The sequence below is a fragment of the Atlantibacter subterraneus genome, from assembly GCF_007570865.1.
Lineage (GTDB): Bacteria > Pseudomonadota > Gammaproteobacteria > Enterobacterales > Enterobacteriaceae > Atlantibacter > Atlantibacter subterraneus.
On sequence record NZ_VLPS01000001.1, the window covers coordinates 1,075,773 to 1,087,888 of the forward strand.

At 55.7% G+C, this 12,116-nt stretch carries 9 protein-coding genes; 2 read left to right on the forward strand and 7 right to left on the reverse strand.

Annotated elements, in window-relative coordinates; translation table 11 throughout:
- Positions 1-103: 103 nt before the first annotated feature.
- From FND52_RS05205 to FND52_RS05230, 6 genes are all read right to left on the reverse strand, one after another.
- Positions 104-1,555: a tagaturonate reductase gene (locus FND52_RS05205; protein WP_125293340.1), complete on the reverse strand. Its 1,452-nt coding sequence runs from the start codon at positions 1,553-1,555 to the stop codon at positions 104-106.
- Positions 1,556-1,736: 181 nt separating this feature from the next.
- Positions 1,737-2,729, reverse strand: a complete 993-nt coding sequence (locus tag FND52_RS05210) for a sensor domain-containing diguanylate cyclase (protein WP_144129870.1) — start codon at positions 2,727-2,729, stop codon at positions 1,737-1,739.
- 200 nt (positions 2,730-2,929) lie between these two features.
- Entirely contained in the window at positions 2,930-4,372 is a 1,443-nt protein-coding gene (locus tag FND52_RS05215; protein ID WP_144129801.1) for a GGDEF domain-containing protein, read from the reverse strand.
- Positions 4,373-4,470: 98 nt separating this feature from the next.
- Positions 4,471-5,397, reverse strand: a complete 927-nt coding sequence (glsB, locus tag FND52_RS05220; protein ID WP_144129803.1) for a glutaminase B — start codon at positions 5,395-5,397, stop codon at positions 4,471-4,473.
- 47 nt (positions 5,398-5,444) lie between these two features.
- Positions 5,445-7,034 carry a methyl-accepting chemotaxis protein gene (locus FND52_RS05225; protein WP_144129805.1) on the reverse strand — a complete coding sequence of 530 codons (1,590 nt, stop codon included), beginning with the start codon at positions 7,032-7,034 and terminating at the stop codon, positions 5,445-5,447.
- Positions 7,035-7,111: 77 nt separating this feature from the next.
- A complete protein-coding gene (locus tag FND52_RS05230; protein ID WP_144129807.1) occupies positions 7,112-8,497 on the reverse strand; it encodes an aldehyde dehydrogenase family protein in 1,386 nt (461 codons plus the stop codon).
- 102 nt (positions 8,498-8,599) lie between these two features.
- On the opposite strand from FND52_RS05230, the gene ptrR reads away from it, so the two are divergent.
- Both ptrR and FND52_RS05240 read left to right on the forward strand, forming a co-directional pair.
- Positions 8,600-9,460, forward strand: a complete 861-nt coding sequence (ptrR, locus tag FND52_RS05235) for a putrescine utilization regulator PtrR (protein WP_125293345.1) — start codon at positions 8,600-8,602, stop codon at positions 9,458-9,460.
- 219 nt (positions 9,461-9,679) lie between these two features.
- Positions 9,680-10,606, forward strand: coding sequence for a diguanylate cyclase (locus tag FND52_RS05240; protein ID WP_144129809.1), 927 nt, complete (start codon positions 9,680-9,682; stop codon positions 10,604-10,606).
- Between the two features lie 43 nt (positions 10,607-10,649).
- Here the strand turns inward: FND52_RS05240 and FND52_RS05245 are convergent, their stop codons facing one another.
- Entirely contained in the window at positions 10,650-11,444 is a 795-nt protein-coding gene (locus FND52_RS05245) for a PhzF family phenazine biosynthesis protein (protein ID WP_144129811.1), read from the reverse strand.
- Positions 11,445-12,116 lie beyond the last annotated feature (672 nt).

The window sequence follows — 12,116 nt, forward strand, 5'->3', positions numbered from 1 at the left end:
ACAACGCGATGGCTAAAGTTTTGCGATACCAATATCGCCTTAATGTATGTTGTAACTAATGCCAGTTCAAAACAAACCTGGCCGTAGCCAGGTTCATTACGACTTAGCAGAGCGGTTTAACGGCGGCACGCATGCCCACCGACAGGATCTGCTCCAGGTCCGCCGCGACTTTATCAGTCAATCCGGCAACCTGATTCAGATTCTGGCCCCAGTGCTCGCTGTCAGACAACACCTTCTCAACCAGCTCGCGTACCGGCATGGTATTAGCGTTTACCGCACCCCACCACTGCTGATAACGCTCCAGCCAGTGCGCATCATCCTGTAACGGATAAGTGACACCGTCACGCTCACCGCGATAGAAAGCGATCAGCGCCGCCAAAGCAAAAGTCAGACGCGCCGGTAATGCCCCACTCGCTTTCTGGCCAGCCAGCAGCTGCGGCAGAATACGGGTGCGGAACTTGGTCATGCCGTTCAGGGCAATCGACAGCAGCTGATGTTTGATGTACGGGTTGCGGAAGCGCCCTACCACCGCTTTAGCAAATGACGCCAGTTCATCCGCCGGTAAATCCAGCACCGGGATGATCTCTTCGGCAATCGCTTTTTCAACGAACGCGCAGACGTCGGCATCGTTCATCGCTTCGCCCACGGTATCGATACCCGCCTGATAAGCCACCGGCACCAGCGCGGTATGCGCGCCGTTCAGAATGGCGACTTTGCGCTCTTTATACGGCTTAATGTCGTCAACGATCAGCACGTTCAGCGCCAGCTTGTCGAGGCGCAGCTCCTGAGCGAGGGATTTCGGCCCCTGGATCACGAACAGGTAGAAATGCTCGGCGGTATCCAGGAAGCTATCGTGATATCCAAGCTCCGCTTCGAGGCTGGCGACTTCGTCACGCGGATAACCAGTCACGATACGGTCCACCAGCGTAGAGCAGAAGGTGTTCGCAGTATTCAGCCAGGCCACGAATTCCGCGCCCAGTTCCCACTCCTGGGCATAGCGCAGCACCAGCTCCTGCAACGCATCGCCGTTATAGTCGATCAGTTCGCAAGGAATGATGATCCAACCTTTATCGGTGGCACCGTGGAAATGGGAGAAACGCTCGAACAGCAGACGCGTTAGTTTCGCCGGATAGCTTACCGCTGGCGCATCCGCAAATTTATCCCCCGCGTGGTAGCTAATACCCGCTTCGGTGGTGTTAGAGAACACGAAGCGAATATCCGGATTGTGCGCCAGCGCCAGGTACGCGTCGTATTCGCGATAGACGTTGATTTCGCGATTCACAGAGCGAATCAAACGCGCATCGCTAACCGCCTCGCCCTGCTCGTTCAGGCCGCGGATGATGGTGGTGTACAGTCCGTCCTGAGTACTCAGCGACGGCGGGAAATCGCTGTCGATAGGACGTACGATGACCACACCGGCGTTCAGATCGGTGTGTTCGTTAAGGAGATCAACTTGCCAGTCAACAAAAGCGCGTAAAAAGTTCCCTTCACCGAACTGGATAATACGTTCTGGATACTGCGCGCCGGGAAAATCGCGACGATTTAACGTTTTCACAATAGGTTCCTTGGTGGATTTAATTATCAGTCAACCTAATCATTAGCCACCCTAACCTAACAGAAACGTATAAATCTAAAACCCCGTTTTGATCAAACTGGGCCAAAGTATTCAAAAATTTTATGCAGGACTAAAATAATTTTAGAGAAAGGCTTTTTAAAACAAACGGCAAGCGGCGGGCTCAACAGGCAAAAATGCGATTTTTTCCGTCACGTTTGGCGGTATACAGGGCGTCATCCGCGGCTTTAAGCCATTCGGTGGCGGAGGTCATCTCACGGGTAGCAAAGGCGATACCGATACTTAATGAGCAGTGATAAGGAATACCGTGATCGGCCTGCAGAAGAGCCGCCTGTTCCATAATCACATGGCCGATAGCGGTAGCTTCCTCAACAGAGGTGTTTGGCAGCAGCACCACAAATTCGTCGCCGCCCAGCCGTGCCGGGGTATCCTGCTGACGAGTATAGCGGCGCAGAATTTCCGCCACCGCCGCCAGCATAGAATCACCGACCTTATGCCCATAATGGTCATTAACGTCTTTAAAATCGTCGATGTCGATAAACATCAGCGCCGACAACCGATGGCGTTGATGGATCTTATTCAGCTCATGATGAATGCGCGGCTCCAGCAGGCGGCGGTTAGCGATATCCAGCAGCGGATCCATCATGGCGATGCGTCCCAGCTCGTCGCTTTTTTGCCGCAGCTTAATGGCGATAGAATCGGTCAGCGCGCTTACCGCCAGCACATAGATAGCGATAAGCGGCAGCGTGGCGTACGCCGTGCGCTGGCTGATTTCCGGCTCGAACGACATACCGCGCGCTATCCAGCAGGCCAGAAACCCGATAATCAGCGCCCCGGCGGCTTTGCGCAGCAGTTCCACTCCACCGGCAGCCAGACGATCGGACAGCAGAATGGCCGCAATAGTGACCGAAGGCAGCGGATTAGCAGACATCATGGCGATCCAGAATCCCCCCGCAGCGGCATCCAGCACCAGGCTGCGATGTTCAACAATCAGCGGCTGACGGGCGCGGCGAGCCAGTAAAAAGGCCACGCTCGGCCAGATAAAGGCATTCGCGCTCAGCAGTATCAGCCAGCCGTGAGAGTGATGTTGTTCAGATAAAACAGAGAAGATGGGAATAAAGCAGAGGAATGTGCCTAACATGCGCATGAAATACATGCGGCGGATAAATTTCAGACCGGCAACGCCATCACGATTATTGATATATTCACTCAGTGGCATTACGCGGCTTTTCCGAAATAAACTCTACAACATCTTATAAATGTTATTTTTGTGTAGCAAGTATTTTTATTAATAAAATCATCAGATTGATAAACCATATTTAAATAAATATAGCAACTACCAATAATGGCAGCCTGCTATATTGTTTCGGAAATAACTTTACCTGACCCTAATCCAACGTCTGACGTCGAGGTTACCTGATTACGCCCGCTCTGTTTAGAGCGATAAAGATGGCGATCGGCGACCGGCATCAGACGGGTAAAGGCGTCGATCACGCCGGGCTCAATACAGGCCTGGTGACTCAGCCCAATACTGATAGTGATAGACAGGGTTTTCTCCTGCCAGTTAAACGGATAGTCGGCAATACGCTGTCGCAACAGCTCGGCCAGCTCCAGCCCCTCTTTTAACGACACGCCAGGACACACCACCACAAACTCTTCACCGCCCATACGCGCCACCAGCCCTTTCGTCCCCACGGCGCGGATTGCGCGTTCACCAAACGCGGTCAGCACCGCGTCGCCGCACTCATGCCCATAGCTGTCGTTGATGCGCTTAAAGTAGTCGATATCAATCAGCATCACGCACAGGGAGCCGTAGCGCGTGTCCGCGAACGGCGGCTTTTTCAGGGTTTCCAGCAGGCCGGAACGGGATAATGCGCCGGTAAGATAGTCATAGTTGGCGCGGCGCGCGACCTGGAGCATCAGGGCGTTAATCGAGGCGACGCTGGTCGAGACCATCAGCGGACAGAGCGCCATAATCGCGATCCCCAAACGGGCAGAGAAAAGCTGTGCGGTCTCCAGCGGCGCGGCGGTATTGAACTGGATGGTGGAATTACCCACCAGCACGATTTCCGCGACGCCGGTGATCAGCATGACCAGACAGGTGACCGGCAGCGAGTAGCGAATGGCGCACCAGATCAGCGCCGCCAGCGGAAACGCCAGGCTCCCCGCTCCGCCAATCAGCACCGACGCGCCTACAGAAGCTACCACCGCCATAAACGGCCACAGCATATCGGGGCTAACCAGGGTTTTACTGCGCGGCCAGCGCACGGTGAGCACCCAGGGCAAAATCAGCACCCCGGTTGAGAACTGCTCGCTAAACCAGTCGGCAAACAGCGGCCACAGTTTGTATTTATCGATGCCAATAGACGCCAGCGTTCCCACCAGCGCGCACAGCGCCGAGGCGATCAGGCAGTAGAGAAACAGTTTCAGCACGTTAAGCGGCGGCCTTTCGTCGCCTTTAACCTGGCTGGCATCGCGCTGCATCAGCATGGCGAAGGTAACGATAAACACCATATTGGAAAGATTAATCGCCAGCGACGCCACGCCCCAGTTAGTCGTAATAGCGTCATACACCAGCATGGCGGCATAGCTCAGCAGGTAATAGTGCGGACGATTCAGAAAGGCATAGCGGGCGAATACCCCGGCCATCACCGCATTCAGCGGCCAGAACAGCGAGAGTTCGTCGATAAGGCGCAGCATCGCGCCAAAGAAATAAAACAGCGACGTCAGAATGATGATGCCGAAAGCATTAATCAGCGTTCTTTCAGGCCGAAAAAACGGTTGAACGGGTTCAGTCATACATTCCGCCGGTTTGAATAAGTCCCACAGGGATAAAAACTAATGTGATTGCTGTGAGTTTACTGCAAACCAGCGATTAACAAAAAGAATACATCCTATTAAAAAATAGAGCGGCCAATATTTTGCGCGAGGATTTCCAGCACCGCGATACCGGCAAGCGAGTTCCCCGCGCCATCCAGTTCCGGGCTCCATACCGCAATCGACATCTCGTGAGGCACTATCGCCACAATACCGCCGCCGACGCCGGATTTCCCCGGCATCCCCACGCGCCAGGCAAACTCGCCGGCGTTTTCATATAACCCGCTGGTCGCCATCAGGGCGTTAATTTGCCGGGTTTGCAGGGGGCTGATAACCGGACGATCGCCGTCAGGCAGCCTGCCCTGATTCGCCAGGAATAAAAAGGTTTTCGCCAGCTCCAGGCAGCTCATTTTCAGCGCGCAGTAGTGAAAATAGTTTTGCAGTACGCCAATCACGTCGTTATCAAAATTACCAAACGACTTCATCAGATAGGCGATAGCGGCATTGCGCGCCGAGTGCTCAAACTCGGAACGGGCGACGCGGGCGTCATAGCTAATATCACTTACTCCTGACAGCATCCGCACAAACTCCAGCATTCTCTGGCGCGGCGCGCTCAGCCGGCTTTGCAGCATATCGCACACCACCAGCGCTCCGGCGTTGATAAACGGATTGCGCGGAATGCCCTGTTCCAGTTCCAGCTGTACCAGCGAATTGAACGGCTGACCGGAGGGATCTTTCCCCACGCGCCGCCAGATTTCGTCCCCTTCATAGCGATCCATCGCCAGTACCAGGCTGAGCACCTTAGAAATCGACTGGATAGAGAAACGCTCAAGGGCATCGCCGGAGGTAAAACAGCCGCCGTCCACGGTGCAAATCGCAATCCCCAGCTTATTGGCCGGGACTTCCGCCAGCGCCGGAATGTAGTTGGCCACCTTTCCCTGGCCGAGCAATGGCCTGACCTGCGCCAGAATAGCGTCGAGCACCGAATTATCTAATACTAAAGCCACTTTCCCTCTCCCTGCGCCGGGTAAAAATCGCCGGGAGTATACCAGAGTCAGGCAGGAAGGCGGAAACGCGCCACCGCCGCGCGAAGCCGCTTCGACTCTTGTCCCAGCTGGCCCGACGCCTGGCTCATCTGCGCCACCAGACTACCGGTTTCCGTCACCACCTGATTTAAGCTGCTGATGCGATGGGTGACGCGGTGAATGCGTTCCCCCTGATTCAGCGTCGCGCCGGAAATTTCGCTGAGCAAGCCGGTGAGGTTGCCCACCAGCGACATAATCTGCTCAAGGGTATTCTCAAGGCGGGAGACCGCGCCGGAACCCTGTTCGATCCCCTGTAGCGAATGGTGGATCAACTGCTCGATGGTCTGGGTGGAATGGCTGCTTTTGCGCGCCAGTAATCCGACCTCCCGGGCGACGATGGCGAACCCGCGTCCGTGCTCTCCGGCATGAGCCGCTTCAATCGCTGCATTCAGCGCCAGAATATTGGTCTGAAACGCCACGCTGTTGATCATGGCGACAATCCCGCGCATCTCTCCGGCGCGGGAAACGATATCCTGCATCGAATGATTCACCATTTGCATCATCTGTTCCCCGCCTGCCGCCACCTCGCGCGCGCTGTCGGCACGCTGATTGGCAACCCGGGCGTATTCGGTGTTCTGCTCCACGTGGGATTCCAGGGCGTGAATGTGACTGGTCACGCGCTCCAGCTCCTGGGCCTGGCGCTGCGCCTGATTCGACAGCGCATCGTTATCCCGGGCAAGGTTGTCCACGGTATCTGCCACCGCCCCGGTAACGGCGCGCATTTCCTGTACCAGTTTCAGCAGCCCCTGCTGCATGGTGTTGATACTGGCGTTCAGCTCGCGCATCTCGCGATTGCGGGTCAGGGTAACCGGGGTGGCGGTGGACAGATCCCCTGCCGCCAGCCGGTGCAGATGATGGATTAACTTACGCAGCGGCGTGATCACCCACGCGGACATGCCAAGCCATACGGCAACGGCTATCACCAGTAACATCCCCAGCGCGGCGATAAAACTTTTCTGCGCCGTGGCTAATCCGGCCAGCAGTTGCTGGCTGTGTTGCGCGTTACGGGTCTCTATCTGGCTCTGATACTCCGCCCAGCGCAGATTAAAATCCGCCTGGAACGCCTGAACCGGCACGCTGAAAAAGGCGTCGATGCTGTTAGTGGCGACCAGCCCGTCCGCCTGCTCTTTAAGCGCCTGATAAAACGCCTGGTAGCTGGCTAACAGGCTCTCGTCCTGAGGCGCGGCGTGTTGCCGATAGCGAACAAACGCCTGATGGGAATGGCTTAACGCCTGCTGCGCTTCATCCATCAGGCTCTGCCAACTCCCCTCGGAGCCGGTGGCGGCATCCTGCATAAAATAGACGCCCGCGCGGTTGAGCAAATCGCTGGCCCTCAGCAGCGATACCCTTGCCTGTTCCATCCAGGACTGCTGTTGCTGAAGCTGCTCCCGGCGCGCCAGATCCCGTTCGGTATCATGGAGCAGCGAGGAGAGCATTAAGGTCGATAAAATTTGCAGTGCGGAGAAAAGCGCGATCGCACACAGGATCGCGCTCAGTAAGCGGAACTGGACCCGGCTGAACGGACGGGTCAGCTTGCGGAAAATTTCACTTAGATTCATGATTTTCTTCAGTAAAAACCGTTAACGCCGCGAGTCTACTGAGCGAAAATGACAGAATCATTGCACTTAGATGACAATCATCCTTTGCGGTTGCGCCATACGGTCTGGGCGTTGCAGAACTCATGCAGGCCAAAGTGAGATAATTCGCGGCCAAAGCCGCTTTTCTTCACGCCACCAAACGCTACCCGGGCATCCGATGCGCTGTAACCGTTAATAAACACCCCGCCGCATTCCAGCTGGCCGGCAAACCAGCGGGCGCGCTGCTCATCGGCAGTGTAGATCGTGGCGCTTAACCCGTATTCACTGTCATTAGCTAACGCCAGCGCGTGTTCCGCATCCTCGGCCACCGTGATAGCCGCCACCGGGCCAAACAGCTCTTCGCGAAACGCGGTCATGTGCGGGGTGACATTGCCCAGCACCGTCGGCGGATAGAAATTCCCCTCGCCCGCCGGTTTTTCACCGCCCAGCAGCAGCGTTGCGCCCTGCGCAAGTGAGGCTTCAACCTGGCGGTGCAGTTCATCACGCAGATCTGCCCGAGCCATTGGCCCGATATACGTTTCTTCATCCTGCGGATCGCCCATCCGCAGCGCCGCCGCGCGCTCGACAAACAGCGCGGTAAAGCGCGGCGCAATCCCGGCTTCGACGATAAAGCGCTTGGCCGCTGCGCACACCTGTCCGGTATTCTGATAGCGCCCCGCGACCGCAGCGTTAACCGCTTCGTCAAGATCGGCATCGTTGAGCACGATAAAAGGATCCGAACCGCCCAGCTCCAGCACACATTTTTTCAGCGCCGCCCCGGCCTGCGCGCCAATCGCCGCGCCCGCGCGACCGCTTCCGGTCACGGTGACCGCCGCGATGCGCGGATCGCGAATTAACTCGCCCACGTCTTCATTCGTGGCGTTAATCACGCTGAATACGCCCTCCGGGAGCCCCGCCGCGCGGGCGATCTCCGCAATCAACTGCGCGCAGCCCATCACCGACGGCGCGTGTTTTAACAGATAGCCGTTACCCGCCAACAGGATCGGCACCATGCCGCGCAGCACCTGCCACAGCGGGAAGTTCCAGGGCATCACCGCCAGGATAGTGCCAATGGGCCGGTATTCAATCACCGCATCAGGCACCTGAGTCGGTTCCGCCGCCAGCATTGCCGGACCGTGTTGCGCATACCAGTCGCACAGCGCGGCGGATTTGGCCACTTCAGCGCGCGCCTGGCGAATCGGCTTGCCCATTTCGCGGGTCATCAGCTGCGCCATCTCCTCGCCACGCTGGCGCAGCGCCGCGCCAAAATCACGTAGCCGCTGGGCGCGCTGTTCGCAGGGCAGCGTTCGCCATTCGCGATACGCCGCTGCGCTGCGGGCCAGGATCGCCTCGCGCTGCGGCGCGCTCGTAAAGGGCCAGGCCGCCAGGGTCTGGCCGGTGGTTGGGTCTACGGTTATCGCGTGAGTCTGGGGATTGGCGGTCATCGCTATTCTCTTTTGCAGTGAAACATTGCTTCAGTGTGGGTCGGGATGCTATTTATGAAAAGTGAATAATATTAACCATCCCATTCTTGATACGAGAAAACTATGGATCTGACGCAGCTTGAAATGTTCAACGCCGTGGCGGAAACCGGCAGCATCACCGCCGCCGCCCGTAAAGTGCACCGCGTGCCCTCGAATCTCACTACCCGCCTGCGTCAGCTTGAAGACGATTTAGGGGTGGAGCTGTTTATCCGGGAAAATCAGCGCCTGCGCCTGGCCCCTGCCGGTTACAGCTTCCTGGAGTACAGTAAAAAAATTCTCGACCTGGTGAGCGAGGCGCGCAGCGTGGTCTCCGGTGACGAGCCACAGGGCGTGTTTTCGCTGGGTTCGCTGGAAAGCACCGCCGCCGTGCGTATTCCCGGCGTGCTGGCAACCTATAACCAACGCTATCCGCGCATTCAGTTCGATCTCGCCACCGGCCCCTCCGGCACCATGATTGACGGCGTGCTGGAAGGCACGCTCAGCGCCGCGTTCGTTGACGGCCCGGTGCTGCACCCGTCGCTGGACGGATTACCGGTTTACCGGGAAGAAATGATGCTGGTTGCCGCCGTTGGGCATCACAAAGTGAGCCGGGCGCGGGAAATCAACGGCGCGAGCATCTACGCCTTTCGCGCCAACTGTTCGTACCGGCGGCACTTTGAGAGCTGGTTTAATGCCGATCACGCCATGCCGGGCAAAATCCACGAAATGGAGTCTTACCATGGCATGCTGGCCTGCGTAGTGGCAGGCGCGGGGCTGGCGCTCATGCCGCGCAGTATGCTGGAGAGTATGCCGGGGCATCATCAGGTTGAGGCCTGGCCGCTGGCGGAAAAATGGCGCTGGCTGAATACCTGGCTTATCTGGCGGCGCGGTACCCGCTCGCGCCAGTTAGATGCGTTTATCGATCTGCTGCCCCGGTGCGATTAACGTTTCCTGCCCTGGCGAAGATGGCTGGGGCATGTTATTACGCCTCTTAATTTACAATTTTAAAACGTTATTTTACCTTGTATTGCACCTTTATTATTACAAACGGGTTAATCTGTTAACTCGATTAATAAATTTGTCTTTTTTTACAGCATTTCTTACCAAGAAATATCTGGGCTGATTAAATATCATCCGCCTTCCCATTTTTCAGAAGACATTCATATGTTGCAAAAAGCAATGATTTCGGAAATCGATATTGAACTCATCACGCTTAACCAGGCGATACGCGATCATTTCGCATGGGCAAATAAGCTGATCGAATTTTCTTTATTTGATGACCGAATGGATAACAGTTTTACCGACCCCAAATCCCATGAGATTTGCGCTTTTGGTCACTGGCTTCGTTTGCAACTTACGTCATCCGAAGAAAATACCGCGGCGTTACTGGCCATTGAAGCCACCCATGAAATCATGCATGACGCCATGCGTGAAGTCATTCACTGCATAGGCAATCCGCGGGCGCTACGCGAAAAGCTCAATAATTATTTTCATGCGCAAATACATTTTCTTGAAGCCACGGACAGGTATAAAACCGAGCTGATTTCACTGCGCAATTGCTACGACACATTAACGGGTTTACCGCTCAGGCAGCTGCTGTATAAGGATTTTTCCCGGATAGCGAATTTGCGCCATCTTAAAGGCTCTACGTTTTATCTGTCGCTTATCGATATCGATTATTTTAAAGCGGTTAACGATACCTGGGGGCATAACGTTGGGGATATTATTCTCAAAGAATTAGGTCAACTGCTGGCTTCAAATGTCAGGATGGTAGACAGATGTTATCGATTCGGTGGTGAAGAGTTTATTGTCCTGCAGGAATGCCAGAATTACAGTGATTTTACCGCAGTGATGCTGCGTATAATGAATATCGTCAGGACGCATGATTTTATTATTCCCGGCAAGGCAATCAAAATTACGGTCACCTGTGGAACCACAACGGTGCGGGAAGGCGATGAACTGCAGGCGATTATCGATCGCGCCGATAAAGCCATGTATTTCGGTAAGCAAAACGGTAGAAATCAGTGTCGGTTATGGAGTGAAAACAACATGATCGATATTGAGAAAAGCGCCACAATCCTGGCGCGATAATGTCGTTCCCTGTCCCTGTAAACCAGGGACAGGATATTATGTTCTAGCGCAGCATCACTTTGCCAATCAAATAGGTCGTCGCCCTACCGCCAATCAGCACCCGGTCACCGTGCAACTGGCAGCGCAATTCCCCGCCGCGCGCCGATACCTGATGCGCCAGCATCTCGGTTTTACCCAGCTTTTCGGCCCAGTACGGGATTAACATGCTGTGGGTAGATCCGGTGACCGGGTCCTCCGCCACCGCCTCGCCGGGGCAGAAAAAGCGGCTGACAAAATCGTCATGTTCACCCTGAGCGGTGATGCAAACCATTTTCCCCAGCGGCGCGAGACCGTGAATATCCGGCGTTAACGCTTGCAGACGCTGTGGATCGTTCATCACCACCAGCCAGTCGCGGGCCACGCGGGTTTCTTTTACCTCGCTGCGGTCGATACCGAGCTTTTCAAACAGCAAATCCGGCGCGTCGGCGGATTCGGTTTGCCAGGCCGGGAAATCGAGGGTCAGCCACTCCCCTTTACGGGTCACGGTGAGTTCGCCGACAAAGCGGGTGGAGAATTTAATTTCTGTATCCGGGTAATCGAGATATTCAAAAATCACATGCGCGGCGGCAAGCGTGGCGTGGCCGCACAGGTTGATTTCGTACTGGGTGGTAAACCAGCGCAGCTCAAAGCCGGTATCGGTGCGGACAAAGTAGGCGGTTTCCGACTGGTTATGCTGTTTCGCCATCTGTAATAGCGTTTCGTCGGGTAGCCATTCGGTTAAGGGACACACCGCCGCCGCGTTTCCGCCGAAGGTTTTATTGCTGAACGCGTCAATCATGTAGAAATCAATCGTTTGCATTGTCGTCTTCCTGGTTGTTGTTGTGGGGACACTATGACATAGATGTGGGGGAGCTGAAGGGGAATGTTTCAGTGAGATTGTTCTATTTGGGGCTGCTCGGTGGAAGGGTTCCGTTCGGTGGCGTTGTTCCGTTCGCCAGGCGTTCGTGGCTCAACGTAACTCCGTAGTACGCGAACGGGCAAAGGGGAGTTCCGCACTCCCCTTTGCAATCCCCGCTCCCGGCCAGCAAAATCGGCGGCTTCGCCGCTGCCCTCGGCTCCATCTCCTCGCTTCAGGTCGGTCGTGATGCTACATCCTGTAGCTCACGACCTCAGCCCCGCATCCCTGCGGGCCTGACCTGGCTCGTCAATTACGCCTCGGCGATTTTGATGCCGGACTCAACTACCCCAACTTTGAGATTTTTATTTTTTACTGACATATCTTTGTCGCTGTGAGTTCTATTTAAAAACTGTCAGCGACATATTGGTTTCATTGAAAACCTGAACGTATCGCGGGGGTTTTCCTCCCCATCGAAATCGCCGAGGCGTTCGCGGGAGGCCGGGGCTGGCGGCATGGATGCCGCCAGAGGGTGCGAGCTACAGGATGTAGCATCGCGCCCGACCCGAAGCCGGACGCGATAAGCCGAGGACAAATTTGCCGGGAGCAAATTTGAACGCCGCTCGCGGCGGCCCC